Here is a 21,513-nt window from a genome sequence, read left to right on the forward strand (position 1 = left end):
CCAGCGCGCCGCCGGCCCGCAGCGCCAGCGTCGCGCCCGCCTCGCCGGTCAGCAGCGGCGTGCGCAGCGTCAGATCGCCGCCCTGGTAGCGCCAGCCTTCGCCCGCCACGTAGCCGTTCTGCTTGTGATAGACCTGCAGGTTGCCCGTCGACGCGCCCGTGATCATCTGGGCGGCTTCCAGGTTGACCGTGGCGAAGCCCAGCGCCAGCCGGTTGGCCGGCACCAGCGTGGCCGGCACCGTATAGGGCGCATGTTCGAAGCGGATGACGTCGGCCGCGATGGTCAGGCTGCCGTCGCCCAGGCGGTCCAGCACCGCGCCGCCCGGCGCGGCGGGGGTGTCGTAGCCCAGCGGCACATTGCCGCTCGGATTGGCCATGACGGCGCCCGCCCAGACGACTTCCGACGCGCTGATGCGCGCCGTGTCGCCGGCCGCGCCGTAGCCATACACGGCCGGCGCGCCCAGCACCAGCCGTCGCAAGGCCGAGGGACCGGCCGCGGCACGGGTGTCCAGCGTCACCGCGCCATAGACATTGATGGACTCTCCCGCATTGAGAATCAGGCTCTCCAGCGCGGGCGCGCCCAGCGCCGTATTGCCGCGCAGCAGCCGCGCCAGGGCATCCTGGTCCAGCGCCAGGCCGGGCGGCAGTTGTCCTGCCGCCGCGGCCTGGGCCAGCGCCTGCGGCGCGCCCAGGTTCAGGCCGGACACGCTCAGCATCAGATTGCGCGTGCCGTACTCGACGTTGTCGCGCAAGGTAAAGGCGCCGTTGGTGGCCGCGCCAATCGTGCCTTCCGACACCAGGCGCGTGGTTCCCGTGCAAACGCCCGCGCAGGCGCCAATGTCGATGGCCACGCGGCCATCCTGCGCCGGCGGCCGCAGGTTGACCAGCCCGTTGGACAGGACCAGCGCGCCATTGGACTGGAGCGAGTAGTAATAGCCGCCACGCGCGTCCTGCGGCGCCGCCCCCATTCCGACGGTGGACAGAACGGCCCCCTGCTCAACGGTGATATTGCCGTTGGTGGGCGCCAGCAGCACGAACTCCGGCGCGTACAGGCTGGCGCCGCCGCGCACCAGCACGCGCTGGGAGTCGCCGCCCAGGCTGATCGCGCCGAGCGCATCGGCTTGGGTGGAGGCGCCTATCGCGCCGCCCAGCACCATGCGGGCCGGACGCAAGGCATTGAGCGCGTCCGCCGAGACCGCCACGCCAGGACCGGCCAGGGCCGGCGCCTGCCCCGGACCCAGGATTTCCAGGCCGCCGCCGCGCACGTCCACGGCCAGCGTGCCGCCCGCGCCGCTGCTGCCCGGCGCCGCGGCGAAGCGCGCCTCGCCGCCGAACGCCAGGGCCGGCGTGCCCTCGCGGCCCGCCCCCGGCGTCAGCTTCAGGCGCAGCATGCCCGCGTCGGCCGGCAGCATCGGCAACGGCGTGCCGGTGCGCGCCGCGTTCGCCGCCAGGAAGGCGCTGTACGAGGTTTCGTTGTATTGCGCGTGGCGGCGCACCACGGCGCCCGGCGTCACCAGCAGCTGGCTGGCGGGCACCGCGCCCGGATTGACGCCCGGCGCCGTCATCCGGCCCGTGGTCACCCAGGAACCGCCACGGGTCGGCGCGGCCTGCGCGGCGTCGAATGCGCCCGGCGCACCGGCCTCGACGCGGAACGCGCCCGGCAGCAGGGCGAAATTGGCGGGCAACAGCGTGTAGGTGCCGGGCGGCAACCCCGGCACGCCGGCGCCGATGGTGACGCGCTGGCCGTACGCGGGCATGGCGGCGTCCTTGGTGGCCGGCGCATAGTCGCCGCCGAAGCCGGGCACGATGGCATAGACGGCGCTGCCGGACTTGCTGAAACCGAAGCCGGGGTTGGCGTCGGCCATGGCGTACTTGAGCACGTCCACCGAACCGCCGCGTCCGCGCACGAACGCGGCGCCGGTCAGTTCGCCGCCGCCGGACAGGTCCAGCAGCGAGCCGGCGTCGGCCGCGATGGACTTCATGTTGATCTGGATCATGCGAGACGGCGCGCCGTTCAGGTCATTGCCGCCCACGCCCGCGACCCGGATCTCCTGTCCGCCGTACAGGTACTTGATGCCGTCGGTGGTGCCGCCATAGGGCATGACCAGCCCCTGGCCGCTGATCGACGTTACGCTGCCGGCCAGGAAACGCACGCTGGACGGCGCGCCCTCGGGCCCCATGAAGACAATCGAGCCGAGCGGCGCGCGCACCACGCCGCCCTGGACGATATTGGGCCCCGACAACGTCACCGCGCCGAAGGCGGAATACGGCATGTCGGGCATGCCCTCCGTGGCGCGCCGGATCGTCAGCACCGCATCCGGATTCTTCAGCGCATTGCCGCCCCCTTGCCCGTAGTATTCGCCCGCCGCAATCCCGCCGCCGCTGCCGGTGGCGGGATAGATCTGGGCCGCGGTGATGGTCAGGCGGTTGGGCGCGGCCAGCAGCGTGTTGCCATTGAAGTCCTGGCCCACGGACACGCCCGTCAGGCGCAGGTCGCCGGCCAGGTTGACCTGGACGTCATCGAAGCTGCGCAAGTCGCGCATGCCGCGCAGATCCATCATGCCGGCGTCCAGCACCAGGCGATGCCCGCGCTTGAGCCAGTCCGGCGCCACCATGCCGACCTGCACCACGCTGTCGGATCCCAGCGGCGGCGCATAGGCCGCGTGATTCAGGAACAGGTACGGGGCCGACAGCGCCACCACGCTGCCCTCGGGCGCGCTCTGGCTCAACATCAGCGGACCCGACAGGCGCAGGCTCTGGGGCATGGCCAGCGTCAGGCCGCTGTCGGCCCTTACCGTCGCGAACAACGCCAGGTTGCCGAAGCCGCCGGCCTGGACCTGGTCCACGCCCAGGCCGCCGGCGCCATAGCGCAGGTCGGCGCCAGACTCGCCCGGACGCAGACCGGCGGGCAGCAGCGAGGCCCCCTTCTGCCGCGACAGCGTCAGGACGCGCGGCGTCAACACCGCGGCCTCGGCCAGGCTCCTCTGGTAGAAAGCCGGCGCCAGGGCCACGCCCAGCGTTCCGCCCACCGCGCCCGGCCCGCCCGCCATGGCGCGCAGGTCGCCGTCCAGGTACAGGCTGTTGGCCGACGCCAGCACGATGCTGCCGCCGTTGTAGGCCAGCAGCGTGGCGCCGCGCCCGGGCAGGTCCACCAGCGCCTGCGCGCCCGACGCGTCCAGCAGCGAGCCGGGGCGCAGGATCAGGTGCCGGTCCATCGGCCGGCGCGGGGCGTAGGCATCGACCTCCCAGTCCAGCATGCCGCCGATCTCGATGCTGCCGCCCGCGCGCGCCACGCCATAGCGGCGGCCGTCGGTGGCCAGCGCGACATGGCTGTCGCCGGCCACGTCCAGCACCGCGCGCTCGCCGATCCACACCGAGCGGCCGTTGGCCTTGGGCGTGTAGTTCTGCTGCGAGTCCACCCGAGTGTCCAGGATAGAGATCAGGCCGCCGGGCGCCACCAGGCGGCCCAGCACCGTGATCTGGTCGCCGCCGGCAAGGCGGATCGACTGGCCCGGGTCCACCGCCAGCCGCGCGCCCGCGCCAATTTCGAGCACGCCGCCGAGGGCGTCGCGGTCCGAGCGCAGGGCCAGGCTGGCGCCGCCACGCTGGGTCAGCTTGCCGCGCTTGGGATCTTCCGTGTACAGCGGCGGGGTCCACAGCGACAGGGCCTCGGCCGGGTCGGTGCCCGTGAGCGGCAGCGCGCCGCCTTCCCGACGCATGCGCCATACCGGCATGGCGACGGCGATATCCGCGCCATCGGCGACCCGCAGGCCGCCATGGCCGTTGAGGTCATAGCTGGCAAAGCCGGCCTGGAACAAGGACGGATCCAGCCGCACCGCATCGGCCGCCAGGCCATCGGCGGGGCCGCCCAGCACGAGGGCGCCGCCGCTGGCCAGGCTGAAGGCGCCGCCGCCGCTCACGCCATAGCCGCGCACCGCGCCGGCCAGCGCCACCTTGCCGCCCGAGGCCGGCTGCGTGCTGACGGCGTTGGCTTCCAGTGTCACGCTGCCGCCGCGCCCGCCTTGCAACGCGCCGCTGGTCAGCAACGCCGCGCCCGACGACACATCGATCAGGCTGCCCGCCGCCAGCGCCACGTCGCCCGTGCCGCGCAGCGACACGCGGCCGCCGTCGATGAGGGCCAGGCCGCGCTGCGCGGAAGGATCTTCCTTCAGGTTGCTCCACACGCCGCGCGCATCCAGCACGACGTCGCCCGCCACGCGCAGCGCGGCCTTGGCATTATTGGTCGGCAGCAGCGAAACATCTTCGAGCCGGCCGGCCGTGCCCGGCTGGCGCAGCGTGTTGCCCGCCTGGATCAGGCCGCCGCGGCTGACCAGATCCGCATTGATGTCGACAGTGGGCGCGTAGAGCGTGATCTCGCCGCCGTCGGCGCTGCGCAAGCCGGCATCCACGCGGATGGCCCGTGTGGCGGCCAGGCGGATGGCGCCCAGGCTGAAGCCGTTCAGGCGATCGGCATCCAGGAACACCTTGCCCTTCAGGTCGGCGGGCAGCGCATCGCCCAGGTCCAGGCCGGCGGAGCGGCCCGCCAGATCCCGGCCCACCACCACTTCGGCGGCCGCGCCGCCGGCGCCCAGTTGATAGCGCAGGATGTTGCCGGCGGTGTCGTAGAACGGCTTGTAGGTGCCCACCACGAACTGCGCCGCGCGCGCCGCGTTGCGGTGCGACTGGCTGTAGCCGTCCTGGCCGGTCACCGGCGCGCGCGTCTGGCGGTCGCCCTGATAGGTGTCGCTGATGACGTCGCCGTCGAGCACCGCGTTGCGGGTCGAGACCACCAGCGCGCCGGCGTCGCGGCCCACGGTGTAGCCCGATTCGTAGCGCGTCGGCGGCGCGATCAGCGGGTTGTAGAAGCGCCGCGTGGCGTTCTCGCCCCAGCGCCGCGACACCGCCTCGTAGCCCCGGTACAGGCCGGTGTAGAGCAGGTCGCCCGGCGCGCGGTCGGCCAGGTACAGGCGGCCGTCCTCGCCGCGCAGCCAGCTCTGGCGGATCTCGCCGCTCTGCACGTCGAGCGTGCCGCCCGACAGGTTGATGGCCGAGCCGGCCTGCGTCACCACCTCGGCGCCATCGAAGCGCACCACGCCGCCCTGCGCCAGCCAGTGGCTCACCGGCACGCCCAGCGTGCCCAGGTAACCGCCCACTTCCAGCAGCCCGCCGGCCGTGTACCAGCGGTCGGCATCGTTGCCGCCGCTGCCCGCCGCCAGGCGCACCAGGTCGCGGCGATCGAGCCACACCTCGCTGTTGTTCAGTAGCTTGCTGTCGCGGTTGATCGGGGCGTCGCGCTGTTCGTTGCCCTGCAGGTTGATCTTGAGGTTGTTGGACTCCATCGACACGATCACGCCGACCGCGCCGCCCACGTCGATGCGCGCGCCGTCGCGCACCAGCGCGCGGCCATCGGCCTTGACCGCCACCTGCCCGCCCGTGGCCAGCGACAGCGAACCGCCCTGGAAGTCCACCGTGCCCTGGCTGCTGATGCGCAGCAGCGACAGGTCGCGGCGGAATTCGTCGCCGGCGATCAGCGCGGTGTTGCCGCCCACGGCCGGCTGCAGCAGGCTGGCGCGCTGGCCGTCCAGCGCGGTCGTCAGGCTGGCGTCCACCAGGATGGCGCTGACCGCGCCCTCGGCCAGCGTCACCGCCGCGCCGTTGCCGCGCGCGTCCAGGTGAATGGTGCCGCGCGCATCCACCGAGGTGGTCGACACCAGCACGCCGGCCTGCTCCACGCGCTGCGCGGTCAGGGTCACATCGCCCTGCGGCGCCTGGATCAGCCCCGTGTTGCGCACCAGGCCGGCGCCGGCCGCCTGCGCCTCGTTGCCGCGCGTGGTGGAGGCGATGTTGCTGTCCGAGCCCTGGCCGCGGCGGATGATGAAGCTGTCGCCCGCCGCCAACAGCGCCTGGCCCTGCGGCGTGCTGATCTCGCCGGCGTTGCGGACTTCCTTGCCGGCCAGCAGCACGTAGCCGCCGCCGCGCGTGGCGCTGCCGGGCGTGGCCGTGGCCAGGCGCGCGCCCGCCTGCACCTCGATCTTGCCGAGCGCGTCCTTGAAGGTGGGAATGGTGCCGTCGGCGTCGGCGTAGATGCCGCGCTCGCGGAACTGCGCGTCGCTCATGGTGGCGGCGGCCACCACCAGATTGCGGGCGTTGACCTGGCTGGTGCCGCTGAAGATCACGCCGTTCTGGTTGACCACCATCACCGTGCCGTCGGCCTGGATCGCGCCCTGGATCTGGCTGGGCCGGGCCGCCGCGCCCACCACCCGGTTCAGCACCGCGTCGTCGGCGCCCTGCTTGAACCGCAGCGTGGTGTTGCGGCCGACGTTGAACGTGTCCCAATTGAGGATGGCGCGCGATTGGGTCTGCTCGATCGTCACCAGCTGTCGGCCGCCGTCGGTGCCTGTGGTCGGCTTGTTGGCGCCTTCCCACTTGGCCTGCGCGCCCTCCGCGATCCACAGGCCGCCGCGCGCCAGGCCATCCGGCACGTCCGTGCCGTTGGCGGCCGCGGCCGCGCGCGCCGCCGCCTGCGCCGCCTGCTGCGCGGCCACCGCCGCGGCGGTGCGGTTCAGGTTGTCCAGCGAGCGCTGCAGCTGCTGGCGCGATTGCGCCTGCTGGCGGGCGCTGTTGCCGATGCCGGCCAGGCTGCCGTCGGGCATGCGGCCGGTGCGCTGCGCGGTCGATTGCACCGCGCCCTTGTCGGCGAACCAGCCGGGACTGAAGGCGCGCGGCTGGGCCTGCGCCGCGCCGCTCCAGCCGCCCGCCACCAGCAGCACCGCCAACGCCTGCGTCACCGGCGTCAGGCGCCAGGCGGGACGGCGCGAACGCCGCGGGGAACTGCGGGGGGCTAGGGCGTGACTACGGCTGGGCATGACGGCTTTTCCTTCCTGGAATCGGATCTGGCATCTGCAGCGCCAGGACCGGTTCGCCGGGAAAAACGGCGACGCGGACCGGGCGATTCTGCGCATGGGTGCCTAGACCGCTTCAAGCGTCATCGACTGCGCCTTTTCACAAAAAATTCATATTTCACGTTTGGGACAACGCGCGCGACGGCGTTCAGCTCAGCAGCACGATGCCACCCGGCAGCGACGTGACCTGGGCGCCATAGGCATCGCGGATCAACAGCGCCGCGTCGGCCAGCTGATCCAGCGAAAAGCGCGCCTGCACCAGGCTGCCCGCCAGCCGGTCGCTCACCAGCACGATGCGGCCGGGGCGGTAGCGGTTGATCTCGTCGACCACCTGCGCCAGCGGCACGTTGTTGAATTGCAGCACGCCGCGGCGCCAGGCCGTGACCTGCTCGGGGTCGACCCGGCGCGGCCCGCTGGCGCCGCCCGCGCCCAGCACCACCTGCTGCGCGGCGGTCAATGCCATGGCGTCCTGGCGCAGACTGACGCGGGCGCTGCCCTCCAGGCAGGTCACCCGCACCTGCCCGTCGGTGTAGCGCACGTTGACGCAGCCCGAGGCGGTGCTGACGCGGCCGGCCCCCGCCGTCAGGCTGACCGGCTGGCCGGAAGTCAGCAGCTCGACTTCGCCGGCCAGCAGATCGATCTGCTGCGCCGACCCGCTGCGCGACAGGTTGATGCGGGTCTGGGTATTCAGCTGCACGCTGGCGTCGCCCGCCAGCGCCACGCGGCGCTGCTCGCCGGTGCCGCTGCGCACATCCGCGGTCAATTCATCCACCGCCGGCCACAGGCCCAGCGGCGGCTTGAACGCCAGCCACGCGCCGCAGGCCGCCACCGCGCCGCCCAGGAAGGCGCGCCGCGCCGGCCGCGCGACGCGGGCGCGGCGCGCCTGCGCGGCCTGCAGCTGGCGCGCCGCTGGCGCCAGCTGCTGCCAGGCGCCGCGGGTTTCCTGGAAGATGCGCGCGTGCTCGGCGCTCTGCGCGCACCAGCGGCGGAAGGCCTCGCCATCGGCCACGCTGGCCTGGCCCGAGGCCAGGCGCACGACCCATGCCTGGGCCTCGCGCTTGAGCGCGGCCGCGGGGTCGCCGCCGGGGTGGGAGCGTCTGAAAAGGGTCGTCATGGAACTAAGACGTTTCGCGGGCCTGGGGACCGTAGCGCTGGACATACTTTTTTTCCAATTTCCCGCAACAGTGCTCCAGCCCCGCGCGCAGTTCCTTTTCCACGGTCCGCACCGAAATGCCGAAACGCTCGGCGATCTCGCGGTGCGGCACCTCGTCGACCCGCGCCGCGATCACGATCGCCTGGCGCCGGCGCGGCAGCTCGGCCAGCGCCGCCTCCAGCGCCGCCAGCTGCTCGCGGCCCTCGGCCACCTGGGCCGGGCCGGCGGCCTCGTCGGCCATGTCGTACAGCTCCTCGATCTCGGCCATCGACAGGATGCGGGCATTGGCGCGGCGCTGGTCCTCGGCAACGTTCGCGGCGATCTTGAACAGATAGGCGGCCGGATACTCGACCGGCGCGCTCTCGGCCAGGCTGTCGACCCGCAGCCAGGCCTCCTGCATGGCGTCGTTGGCCAGGTCTTCCGACCCCAGCCGGATGCGCAGGCGCTTGCGGAATTCCTGGTACTTGGACAGGAACAGGTTGCGCAGGGCGTCGCCGGTCATGGACATGCGCGTCAGCCCGCGGCGCCGGCCAGCCGGCAATCGGTGCGCGGGTCCGGGCGCGGCGCCAGCACGATGGTCACCGGCTGCGGCAGGTCGGCCGGCGGCGGCGCGTCCATGATGAGTCCGGACAGCACCCCGGCCAGCGCCTCGTCGCGGCGCGCGTCGCCGGTGCCCGACAGCACCCGCGCCTGGCGCACCACGCCGTTGCGGCCGATCCACAGCTGCAGCGAGGCGCGGTAGCGGCCGAACTGCGCGCCGGTCCATTGGCACAGCGCCCGCGTCACGGTGTTCTGCAATACGCCGGCATAGCGCGTCACCGCGGCGGGCGACGGCGCGGCGCCTGCCGCGCGCGGCGCGGGCGCGCTCGCGGCCGACTCCACCAGCGTGAAGGCCGACGCGCTGGCATAGCGCGCCTGCAGCCCGGTGCCCGCCAGCAGCAGGCGCAAGGCCTCGCGCGGCGCCAGCCGGCCGCGCACCGCGCTGCCCTGGCGGCCGGCCGTCAGGCGGCTGGTCACCAGCACCGCCATGCCGGTCGCCTGGGTGTACGCGGCCAGGGCCGCGTCCAGCGGCTGCGCGGCGATGTCGAACGCGATCGAAGCGCCGTCCGCGGCGCGCTGCTGCGCCAGCGCCGCCGGCGGCAGCACCGCCAGGCCGAGCGCGAACCAGCAGGCGAACGCCCAAGCGGCCCCAGGCGCCTGCGTGACTGTCATAACACCCCGATGTCTCTAAGATGGCGTGGCGACTGCGCCCCGGTGGTGGCCGGAGGCAGGGCGGAAGCGGCATGGTAGCGAGCGGATATGACGGTCGGGTGACGCGCTCGTGACAGTTGCCGGCCATCGGGCAGGCAACCGTCACGCACGCGTCACGCCTCCCGGCGCGGCTCACATCGCCAGCTTGCCCCGCTCCTGCGCGCTCAGTTGCCGCATCTCGCTGTCGTCCAGCGCGCCGGCGCCCAGCACCTGCACGGCGCTGGCCGCGTCATAGCGGTTCGCGGCCGCGGTCGGCCCCGGCGGCGGCGCCATGCTGGCGCCGGCCACCGGCTCCTCGCCATACCCCAGGATCTGCACGCTGATCACCGACGGCTGGTTCTGCCGCGCCTGGCTCTGGGCGCGCTGCGCCGACTCCTGCGCCGCCCCCACCGCCGAGGCCGCCGCGGCGCTGGCCGAGGACATCGCGCCGGTATTGACCGACGCCGTCACCGGCACCCCCTTGCTCTCGCCCTGGGCCTGGATGTTAGCGGCGTTCACCACCTGCAAGGCCGCGATGTTAACGTTGCCCGACACCCGGATGCCGGCTTCGCCCGCGTCGATGGTGCCCAACGGCGCATACAGATCGACGTCGCCGGCCGGCACCTCCGGCAGCGGCGCCAGCGTCGCGATGCCCGCGCCGGTGCCGGGCGCATTGGGCGACAGCGTCACATTGCCGACCGTGTCGTAGACGCGCTTGGGCGGGGCGTACAGCACGGTCGTCTTGGCGCCACGGCCGGCGTTGATGTCGCCTTGCGCCGACCAGGCGGTGATGCCGCCGCCGAAAGTGGTCATGACCCGGCTCTGCCCCAGCAGGATGCTGCCCAGCGCGTAGAGCTGGATGCTGCCCTCGCCCTGGGTGATGATGCCGGCGCTGGCCGGCGGCGCGGCCCCTTCCAGGCCGAACACCTGCTGCCCGCCCGGCGTCAGCAACTGGATGTCGCCGCCGAAAGTGCTGCGGATTCCGGCGCCGCCATACAGCGTGATATCGCCCTGGTAGGCCCCGGGCGCGGTGTCCGGGAACAGCGCGGCAATGGCCTGGCGGCCGCGCAGGTAGCTGCCGTAGCGGGCGCTGGACTTGTCGTTGTATTCGCGGCCGCCGGCGCGCAGCTCGGCAAAGTACACCTGGCGCGCGAAGAGGTTGCGCTGCTCGGCGGGCAGCGCGTTGAAATAGGCGCGCGCGTCGTCCACGCTGCCGGCGAAATCATGGTGCTGCGTCAACCACAGCAACAGTTCCGCCTGATAGGTCTTGAACGCCACGCCCTGGTCCGTCAGCGGCCGGCCCGGATCCGCGGCCCGCGTATCCAGGTAACGCGCCAGGAATCCCGCATAGTCCGGCCCGGCCGCGCCGACGCCCGCCAGCACGGCGATCGATGCGCCGGGACGGCGGTCGCCGGGCATCACCGCGCCCAGGCTGGTGATCGAGGCCTGGTCGGCCATGAGCACCTGCCGGCCCGCCGACACTTCCAGCGCGCCGGGGCCGGCCACCTGGAACGAGCTGTAGAGAATGTCGCGGCCGGCGGACACCCGGGAAACCTCGCGCGCATCGCGGTGCAGGAACAGGTTGCCGCTCGATCCCACCCACGCGCCCCCGCCGCTGCCCAGGTTGTAGCCGTTGCTCGACGGCACGTCGAGCTGCACGCCCGGCCCGGTGCCCGACGCGACGATATCGCGCCCGGCCATCATCCAGACCGGCCCCGCCGCCTCAAACCAGGTCTGGCCCTGGCTGTCGCCCTTGAGCACGGTCAGCGTTTCACCGCTGCGCAACCCGACGATGTCGCCATCGCGGGCATACAGCCGGGTCACCGCGCCCGAGCCTGCCGCGCTTGCGGTCGGCGTGCCGAAATAGAACAGCGGGAAATGCAGATCGCGCTCCAGGAGGCCGCCGATCGAGCCCCGGTTGCTCAGGACAGGCGCCTGGCTGGCCTGCGAGGCATAGCCGGCAAAGGCGGGCGTGCGGACACTGGCCACGCTGGCGGGATCGGCGCCCGAGCGATTGATGGCGTAACCGCCCGCGTAGATCGAGTCGCCCGCCAGCAATTCCAGCAGCCCGCGCGCGCCCGGCGCCAACGTCAACGAATACGGCAGGCCGGTGTCTTCCGTGTTCAGATAGCCCGCCGACACCCCCGCATAGATACTGCCATCGTAGGCCGTCGCGCGCAGGATCGACGGATAGAGATAGCGCGCGTCCGACGCCGAGGTATTTAGCCCGGTCTGCAACGCCATGCCCTTGGCGCTGTGCGACGTCTGCCGGCTGGGCGTCAGGTTGCCGCCCGCGCTCGACAGGGTGATCGCGGTGTTGTCGGTCCAGAGCGAGAACCAGGTAGTGCCGCCTCCCGTCACCTGCGTGCCGTCGCGCAGCCGGAACGGCGTGCTGTTCGGCACGGCCACGCGGCCCGGATCGCTGGCCCCGCCAACCACCAGATCGCCGCGTGTATCCAGGCGGATCACCGCGTCGCCAGGGATCAGCGCCAGGCCGCCCGTGGCGCTGGCCAGGGTGGCGGTGTAGGGATCGTAGCCGCGGCTGTCCTTGGCGTCCTGCAGCGATGCATTATTGCCGTATTGCAGATCCAGGCCGCCGACCGCGCCGCCCGTCAGCCTGACGTTGCCGCGCAGGTTGATCAGGGCGCCCTGCAGGTCGATCGCGGGATCGCCGTAGTACGGCGTCGCCCCCCCGGTGGACGACACCCGTCCGCGCGCGCTCTGCGTCGGATTGAGGGCGCCGCCGATGCGCATGTCGATATCGCCGCCGCCCGTCAGCACCACGCTGCCATCGGCCGCGACGCGGCCGGTGCCGCCCACGGCGACGACCAGCCCCTGGCCGCGCGGATAGGCGATCGATCCGCGCGACTCGATGTTGCCGGCATCGCCGTCCGCGCGCACGCTGACGTTGCCGCCGCCCAGCGCGCCGAAGCCGGTGAAGCCCACCAGCACGGGCGTCGAATCCTTGAACTCGGGCCGCGCCGGCGCATAGCTGCCGAAGTTGATCCACCATGCCGTGGGCGTGTCGCCGCCATTGGCGCTGCCGCTGCCCTGGCGCCAGAGCCAGTTGCCGATGCCGACACTGGGGTCGATCACGCGCCCGTCGTAGTTGCCGGCCACGGTCTTGCCCCAGACGTCCCCGCGCAGCGCGCCGCCGGCGTACAGGCTGAAGTTGCCGCCCGCTTCGGGATACCAGGCCTGATAGCCGGCGCCAGCGACAACGAAGGGTTCGTAGTTGCTGGCGTAGGCGTCGCCCAGCACCGTGCTGCCGTAGCGGCCGCGCGGCAGCTGGTAGGCCGGCGCCACGTTGGCCGATTGCGTGCCGGCCGTGTAGACGCCATAGGCCGACATCAGGTTGATGTCGCCGCCGGCAGCCAGGTCCAGGTCGCCGGTGCCGGTGCGCAGCACGCTGAAGTTCTGCGTGTGCGTGGCGACGGTGGTGGTCTGCTTGTTCTCGACGCACTGGTCCGGGAATGCCTCGCAGGTCGCCAGGTCCGCGTCGGCCACCGGCGAACCTTCGGGCTGGCCCCACCAGTTGTCCTTGGCCCAGACCCAGCGCGGCGGCGGCAGGCACAGGCCCTCCACCACGTCGCACAGCCACAGCATGTCGTCCGGCACCGGCTTGCCGGGCTCGAAGCCCGACGATGCCCCGTCCGGCCCCCACACCAGGCCGGCCCCCTTCACCAGGGTGGCGTTGTAATGCGTGTCGGCCAGCGTCAGCTTGCCCGCGCCCGGCCCGGGCAGCACCTGGCGCCGGTCGGCCGCGTCCAGGTCCGCGCCCGCCGTCAGCTGCACGGACCACGACTGGCTGCCGGCGGGCAGCATCCTGGCCAGCGCCCAGTTGCGCCGCTGGTCCGCCGCGGTGCCCGGCCGCAGCTCCACGTAATCCGTGCCCTCCGGGAACACCAGCTTGGTCTGCGAGGGAATCAACGCCCCCTGCTGCAGCGTGATGGTGCCCGCCATCAGCAACACGTTGGCCTCGTAGGCCTGGGTGGTGTACCGATTCGGCAGGGCCACGTTGGCCGGCCATGTGAATGCTTTCAGGGCCGTGCCACGGGTCAGCAAGGTGCCCGCGCCCAGGCGGGTCTGCGCCGGCAGGTCGAGCGCGTGCTCCAGGACCGTGCCCGCGGCGTACAGCAGTTGCCCGCCGGCGTCGCGCACGTCGCCCGACAGCACCGTGCCGGCGGCCAGCGACAGCGGCTGGTCCAGCACCGCTTCCACGGGCAGCCGGGTGCCGGCCGCCAGCGTGGTGGCCTGCAGCGGCAAAGGGTAGTTCAGGGTCTTGCCGCCCGGGAACTCCGTGCCGTCGGCCAGTTGCACCCCGCCGCGCGGCAGCACCACGTCGCCGCCGAAGGGCTGCGCGCCGGGGGTCAGGACCCAGCCGCTCTCATCGTCCGGCGATGCCGGCGGCGGCGCGAAGCCGTCGTTGATGCTGCCGTAGACGTCCAGGTTGCCCTTGGCCCGCAGGATCAGCGCGCCCGCCTCGCCCGAGCCGTAGGCCGAGGTCATCGGCGATCGCGGATTCAGGCTGGCGTAGCGATAGCGCGACAGGTCCAGGTCGCCCTGCACCACCAGGTCGCCGTCGGCCGTGCGGCTGACGATTTCCACGCCGGGACGCAGATGGAACACGTCGCGGTAGGTCGCGTTGTTCAGGCCCGCCAGTTTGCCGTCCAGCAGATTGCCGTTGAGCAGGGCAAGGCGGATGAATTCCCGGCTGTCCGCGTGCTTGGCCTCCAGGTAGGCCTGGTCGATGATCTGGTATTCACGGCCGCCGGCGCGATCGGTCGGATCGCCCGGGCGGGCGTCGTCATAGCGCTGCATGGCGGTCAGGTTGATGGCCTTGGCGCCGTCGATCGTGAGCGGGCCGCGCGCGTCGATGGCGATGTCGCCGTAGGTCGCGGCCGACCCCGGCGCCCCGTCGCCGTTGAGCCCGGCATTGCCGGCGGCGTCGATGCGCGGCGCCATGAGATCCAGCGTGCCGCGCGCCGCGCCATCGTGCTGTCCGGCGGCGGCGCCCTGCGTGGCCCCGGTGCCATGGCGCAGGTCGATGCGGGCGCCGCCCGCCAGCGTCAGCACGCCCTGGCCCGAGCTCAACTCGACCACCGCGCGGTTGGGCGCGTCAATGATCCTGCCGTAGCTGTCCACCCGCAATACCGTGCCGTGCGCGTCCAGCACCGCGCTGGAGGCCAGCGTCAGGCCATCGCGCGCCGCCAGCCGGATGCGGCCGACCCGTTCGCCGCTGGCATCGACCCGGCCGACCACGGTCAGGCTGCCGCCGTCGATCGACAGGTTGATATCGTTGGCCCGCAGCGCGTCGCCCAGCGTCAGGCTGCCCTGCTTGACCTGGAAGCTGCGCGCCCCCGTCACGCCGCCCTCGTTCAGGCGGTGGTTCAGGGCCTCGAAGTCGGCGTTCAGATTGCCGGGCGCGCCGAGGCGCTGCGCGCGGACCTCGACACTGCCCGCCCGATACGGCACCTCGGTGCCGCCCGCGTCGTAACGACCCGAGCTGCTGCCCAGGATGCGGCCCAGCAAGGCCACCTGGCCATCGGCGGCCGCCAGCGCCACCGCGCGCAGGTTGCCCGCGTCGTTGTCGCGCGCCGACAGGTCGATCAGCGACCCGTCCTCCTGGCGGATGCCGCCCTGGCTGCTTTCCAGCACCAGGTCGCCACCCCAGCTGTAGCGCAGCACGTCATTGAAGGCGATGGCGCGACCGGCCAGGTCGAGCTTCGATCCGTCCGCCAGCAGCACGCTGTCGCGGCCCTGCAGCGTCAGCTTGCCGCTGGGCAGCGCGATCACGCCGTCGACCCGGACATTGGCGCCGGCCAGGCTCAGCTCCGCGCCCAGCGCCTGCGCCGTGTCCTGCGCCGCGGGCGCCCCCACGGCTGCCAGCACACGCACGTCGCCGCCCGCCGTGATGCGGTTGACCGAGCCCGCCGCGCCGGTCAGCAAGGGGGTGTTGAGCGTGAGATTGCCGCCGCTGTAGGCATAGCCGCTGCCGCTGGTATAGGCGCCTTGCGATTGGTACACCGCCAGACTGCCGCGATGGTTCGCGGTGATGCGGTCGCTGGCGTTCAGCGTGACGCCGGCAAAGCCCAGCGCCAAGCGGGCGTTGTCATCCAGGCCATTCGGTTGCGCGCCCTGGCCGTAGCCGAACTCGATGCGCTCGGCCTCGATCCGCAACGCCCCCTGGCCGGTGCCGGCCCCGCCCGCCGCGACCGCGCCAGGCGCCTGCACCGCGCCGTTCCAGACCAGATTGCGGGCGTAGATCGACGCCACGTCGCCGGCCTCGCCATAGCCATAGAGGGCCGGCGTGCCCAGCGCCAGCGTCGCCATGCGGTAGTCGCCGGTGACCGGGTCGCGCGTGTCCAGCGCCACGGTGCCGTAGAAATTCACGGCTTCGCGCGCCGTCAGCGTCAGCATCTCGAGCGCCGGGGCCCCGGCGCTGGCATCGCCGCGCAACAGGCGCGCCAGGATGGCCTGGTTCAGCGTCAGGCCGCTGGGCAGCACGCCGCGCGCGGCGGCCTGCCGCAGCGCTTCGGTAGTGCCGACATTGACGGTGCCGACGGCCAGCGCCAGGTTACGGGTGCCGTAGCGCGCCTGTTCGCCCAGATCGAACACGCCATTGGTGGCGACGGCGATGGTGCCCTCGGAATACAGCCGCGTCACCGCCTCGCAGGCGCCGGTCGCGCAGGTGCCGATGCGGATCGCGCCCGTGACCGTGCTGTCGGGGGCCAGCACATCCAGGCGGCCATTGGATAGCGCCAGCAGGCCGGCGCTGCCGGGCTGGAAGGCAAAGCCGCCGGTCGAGTCCACCGACGGCGCGCCGCGTCCGAGCGTGGAAATGCCCGCGCCCGCCTCGATCTCGATCACCCGTGACGAGATCAGCACCTCCGGCGCCGCCAACTGGGCGCCGGACCGCATCACCACCTCGTTGGCGCCGCCCTGGAAGGTATAGAAGCGCCCGCCCTGCCCGTACAGCACCACCGGCAGCGCGCCGATCACCAGGCGGCTGGCGCCCAGCGCGGCCAAGGCGTCGGCATGCACCGACGCGCCGCCAAAGCCGGCGGTCGGCGCCTGGCCCGCCGCCAGGATTTCGATACTTGAACTGCCGCCATTGAGCGCCGCGGTGCCGCCGAAACCGCCCGGCGCCCCATTGAAATTGGCCAGCCCCTCGAAGCGCAACGCCTGCCCGTCCTGCGAACCGGCATGGATCGCCAGGCGCAGGGTGCGCGCATCGGCCGGCAGCATGGCGCGCGGCACGCCGCGCGTCGCCGCGTCGGCCCGCACGAAACTGGCATAGCTCATTTCGTTGTACTGCGAATAAGTGCGCAGCACGTTCGCGGGCGTCAGGATCACCTGGCTCGCCAGGCGGTCCGCCGCGCCGGCCCCGGCGGTGGACAGCACGCCGCTGGCGGCCCACGACAGGTTGCGCATCCGCAGCGGCGCGATGGCCGCGCCGGCCGCCGCCTGGCCGTTGATCTCGACCCGAAAAGCGCCGGGCAGCAAGGCGTAGGTGGAAGGCATCAAGGTATAGGTGCCGGCCGGCAGGCCGGGAACGCCGTCGCCCAGCGTGATCTGCCGCCCCACGCCCGGCGTCGACGCGCCGGCCTCGCCGCCCGCCGGCGCATAGCCCGGCTGCGCGCCGGGCACGATGGCGTACACCGGATTGGTGGCCAGCCCCGGCAGCGTGAAGCCGCCCTTGGGATCGTTGCGCACCAGCGGGAAGTAGCGCGCGTCGGTCGAACCGCCACGGCCGGACACGAACCCCGCGCCGGTCAGTTCGCCGCCGCCCGACAGGTCCAGCAAGGATCCCGGCAGCGCGTCCACGTCGCGGAACCCCAGCGTGATGCCGGTGCGCAGCGACGCGCCCTGGCCCTGGCCGACCGCGCCGCCGGCGCCCGGCAAGGCCACCTCGGCGCCCTGGAATTTGTACGACACGCCATCGGTGGTGCCGCCATACGGCATCCACAGGCCGGCGCCGCTGACGGACGTGACGCTGCCGGGCAGCAAGGTCAGGCGCTGCGTGCCGACCGCTGAACTCAGGTCGCCCAGCACGATCGTGCCCAGCGGCGCGCGCAGCACGCCGCCCTGCTCCACGCTGGCCGCGGCCAGGCGCAAGGTGCCAAAGGCCGAATACGGCACGGCCGGCAGCGCGGCGCCCGCGTCGCCCGCGCGGCCCACCCGCAGCGTGCGGGTCGGATCGAAAACGTTGACGCCGGACTGCGGATTGCGGGTATAGCCGGCCAGCAGTTCGGCCTCGGCCCCCGTGACCGGATACAGCTGCGCGGCGGTCAGGTCGAGGTCGCCCCGGGTCCACAGGCGCGTGCGCGGCTGGTCGTCGTTGTGCCGCAGGAAGCGCAGGTCGCCGCCGCTGTTCAGCGCCACCCGGTCAAAGCCGCTGCGCGCCACGGTCAACAGGCCGCCCACGCTGCGGTTGATGCTGCCCTGGGTGCCGAACGACAGGCTGTTGCCCACCTCCAGCAGACTGCCGGCGCGCACCGTGAACACCCCCGCCCCCACATCGGGCGCATCGCCGAACAGCACCCGCGGCCGCAGCATGCCATTGGTGGCGAAGTACGTGCCCGGGCCGGACAGCCGCACATAGGGCGCCGCCAGGTTGACCCGGGTCCGCGCGGCGGCGTCCGGCGCCAGCGAATAGGCGCTGGCGTACAGCCGCATGCTGCCCGCCACCGCCACATCGACCGCGCCGTCGAACGACATCAGGCCGTTGGCCAGCAGCCCCAGGTGATCGAAGCCGCCCGCGGCCGTCAGGCGCGCGGCGTCCAGCCTGGTCTGCCCGTAGCGCAGGCCATCGGCCGCCGCGCCCGGCGTCAGGGCCGTATCCAGCAGGCCGCCCGCGCCCGGCGCCAGCACCAGCTCGCGCGGCACCTGCACCGGCATGCCGGCGACGCCCTCGCCCCAGATGCGGTAGAGCGGCGTCTCCAGCGCGACATCGAGCGTGCCGCCCATGGCGCTGGCGCCGCCGGCGCGCGCGATGAAGGCGCCGTCCAGGTGCAGGCCGTTATACGAGCTGAGCGAAATGCGGCCGCCGTCACGCTCCAGCCGCAGCGGGCCGACCCCGTTGATGTCCACGTCCACGCCGGCGCCCGAGGCATCCAGCACCGCGCCCGGCCGCACGATCACGTAGGCGTCCGACGAGGTCGCGGTGGCGCGCGCATGGTCGATTTCGCCGCCGATCACGATCACGCCGCCCGCGTCCGCCACGCCGTAGCGGCGGCCCTGCGCATCGATGCCGGACTGCGCCCGGCCGGCCACGTCCAGCACCGCCCGCTCGCCGATCCAGATCGAACGGTTGTGCAGCTGGCCATCCGCGGTCTCGACCGAGTCGGCGACATCGATGTCGCCCAGGCGCAATTGCCGGATGTCGATCTTGCCGCCCGCGGCCGTCAGCCCGCCCAGCACCGTGATCTGGCCGGCGCCGCGCAACGTGATGGTCTGGCCCGGGTCCACCGCCACCTGGGCCCCCTGGCCGATCAGCAGCGTCGTATCGCTGTCCGTGCCGACCGGGCCGAGCGTGCGCCCGCTCTGCAGCGACAGACTGGCGCCGCGCCGCCGCGTCGCCGTCCCCGCCGCCGCGTCATGCAGATAGACGGGCGGCAGCCAGGCTTGCAGCGCCGTGGCGGCCTCGGCGCCGGTGGGCATGCCGCCCGCCTGCGCGACCGGCCGGTATACCGGCATCGACACCTCGATGCGGGCGCCGGCGGCCACGGTCACGCCGCGGCTGCCGATGATCTCGTAGCGCGCGAAGCCGCGCTGGAAGAACGGCGCCGCCAGCGCCAGCACGTCGGCGCCGGCCTGCGCCGGCGTCGCGCCCAGCGCCACCTTGCCCGCCGTCACCGCCAGGGTGCCGCCGCCGTCCACGCCGTAGCCGCGCAGTTCGGCGCCCAGGTCCAGGCGTCCCATCTCGGCGCCGCTCATCACCGTTTCGATCGTGACGTTGCCGCCCTTGCCGCCGGTCAGCTTGCCCTTGGCGCGCAACGCCGCGCCCGAGCCGACGTCGATCACGCCGCCACGCTCCAGCAGGATGTCGCCGCTGCCGCGCAGCGACACGCTGCCGCCATTCAGGTAGGGCATGGCGCCGGTCAGACCCGGCGCCAGCGCCAGGTTGGTCCACAGGCCCGACGTATCCAGCCGCCCGCCCGCGCCCAGCGTCAGGCGGTCGGACGCCGTGGCGCCGATGGAGGTATCGAGCATGCCCGACGAGGTCACCTGATTGAGCACATTGCCCAGGCGGATACTGCCGCCGCGCGCGCTCAGCGCGCCGTCCACCGTCACGCGGTTCGCGTACAGCGTGATCTCGCCGCCCGGCGCCACCGCCAGATCGGACTGCGCGGCGATGTCCTGGGCGGCGATGCGAACGGCGCCCAACCCGAAGCCGTTCAAGCGGGCGGTATCCAGCAACAGCGCGCCGCCTCGATCGGCGGGCAGCGCGTCGCCCAGCTCCAGGCCGGCGGCGATGGCCGCCACGCGCTCCGACAACACCACCTGCCGGACCGTGTCCTCGCTGCGGCCCAGCGCGTACTGCACCGCGCCGGTCGTCTTGTTGTAGTACGGCGTATAAGTGCCGACCACCAGTTGCGCGCCACGCGCCGCGGCCCGCTGCGATTGCTGGTAGCCGTCCAGGCCGGCCTGCGGGGCGGCATTCTGGCGATCCCCCTGGAAGGTCGTGCCGATCAACTCCCCTTCCAGCACCGCGGCGCGGGTGCCTATCAGCAGTCGGCCCGCATCACGGCCCACGGTATAGCCGGTCTCGAAGCGTTCGAGCGGCGCGATCAGCGGGTTGTAGAAACGGCGCGTCTGGCCCCAGCGCTCGCTGCGCGCCTCGTAGCCCTGGTACAGCCCGGTGTAGGCCAGGTCGCCCGGCGCGCGCGAGGCCTCGTACAGCTTGCCGTCCACGCCGCGCAGCCAGCTCTGGCGGATCATGCCGTCCTGCACGTCGAGCGTGCCGCCGGACAGGTTGATCTGCGAGCCGGCGCGCGTCACCACGTCGCCGCCGGTGAATTCGACATTGCCGCCCTGCGCCATCCATTCGTTGACCGCATGCCCCTGCGTGCCCAGATAGCCGCTGACCTCCAGCAGCCCGCCAGCCGTGTACCAGCGGTCGGTGGCGTAGCCATTGGTGCCGGCCGGCACCAGCACCAGGTCGCGGATATCCACCCACAGGTCATTGCTGTTGAGCTTGCCGCTGTCGCGGTTGACCGGCGCGTCGCGCTGCTCGTTGCCCTGTACGTTGATCTTGAGGTTGTTGTTTTCCATGGCGACCGGCACGCCCACCGCGCCCGCCACGTCCAGGATGGCGCCGTCGCGCAGCAGGCTGCGCTGCGCCGCCTGCACGGCGATCTGGCCGCCGGTGGCCAGCGTGATGGAACCCGACGCGAAATCCACCGTGCCGCTGCTGCTGACCTCCACCCGCGACAGCTCGCGCCGGTCGGCGCCGGCCGACAGCCACGGCGAAGACGTCGTCGCCGCCGGCGGCGCGCGCAGGCCGTCGCGCTGGCTGTCCAGCGCCAGGGCGCCGCTGTGGTCCAGCAGGATCGCGGCGACGCTGCCTTCGGCCAGGGTGATCCTGCCGTCCGCGCCGGCGGCGGTCAGGTGCAGGGTGCCGCGCGTATCCACCGACGTGCTCGACAGCAGCACCCCGTGCTGCGTCACGTCGCCGCCGGTCAAGGTCACGTCGCCCATGGCGGCCTGGATCAGGCCGCTGTTCTCGACCCGCCCGGGCACGCCCGCCGGCGTGACCTCGTTGCCCTTGGTGGTCGACAGCAGGTTGCCCGCCGTGCCCTGGCCGCGCTTGATGACGAAACTGTCGCCAGCCGCCAGCAGCGCCTGTCCGCCCGGCGTGTCGATCGTGCCGGCATTGGCCGCTTCCTTGCCCAGCAGCAGCACGTAGCCGCCGCCCGAGGTCGAGGTGGTGGACGCGGCGGTCGCGATGCGCGCGCCGGCCTGCACCTCGACGCGGCCCAGGGCGCCCAGGAACGTCGGCTGGGCGCCATTGTCGGCATACAGGCCCTTGTCGCGGAACTGCGCATCCGTGATGGTGGCGGCCGCGACCACCAGGTTGCGGGCGTTGACCTGGCTGGTGCCGCTGAAGATCACCCCGTTCTGGTTGACCACCATCACCGTGCCGTCGGCCTGGATCGCGCCCTGGATCTGGCTGGGCCGGGCCGCCGCGCCCACCACCCGGTTCAGCACCGCGTCGTCGGCGCCC

5 protein-coding genes are annotated in these 21,513 nt (G+C 72.9%); all 5 read right to left on the minus strand.

What is annotated here, in order from left to right:
- The coding region (locus tag HV742_RS31095) for a two-partner secretion domain-containing protein (RefSeq protein WP_175147208.1) at positions 1–6,865 on the minus strand (6,865 nt) is incomplete at its 3' end.
- Between the two features lie 184 nt (positions 6,866–7,049).
- Positions 7,050–8,015, minus strand: coding sequence for a FecR family protein (locus tag HV742_RS31100; protein WP_175147209.1), 966 nt, complete (start codon positions 8,013–8,015; stop codon positions 7,050–7,052).
- 4 nt (positions 8,016–8,019) lie between these two features.
- Positions 8,020–8,556 (minus strand): RNA polymerase sigma factor, encoded by a 537-nt coding sequence (locus tag HV742_RS31105; RefSeq protein WP_238922739.1) that lies wholly within the window; start codon positions 8,554–8,556, stop codon positions 8,020–8,022.
- Between the two features lie 11 nt (positions 8,557–8,567).
- The gene (locus tag HV742_RS31110; RefSeq protein WP_169536058.1) at positions 8,568–9,266 is read right to left on the minus strand and encodes an STN domain-containing protein; all 699 of its coding nucleotides are present in this window, start codon (positions 9,264–9,266) and stop codon (positions 8,568–8,570) included.
- A 171-nt stretch (positions 9,267–9,437) separates the two neighbouring features.
- A partial coding sequence (locus HV742_RS31115) for a filamentous hemagglutinin family protein (RefSeq protein ID WP_175147210.1) occupies positions 9,438–21,513 on the minus strand: 12,076 nt, incomplete at its 5' end.

The organism is Achromobacter ruhlandii (assembly GCF_902859695.1).
Classification (GTDB): Bacteria; Pseudomonadota; Gammaproteobacteria; order Burkholderiales; family Burkholderiaceae_B; genus Achromobacter; species Achromobacter ruhlandii.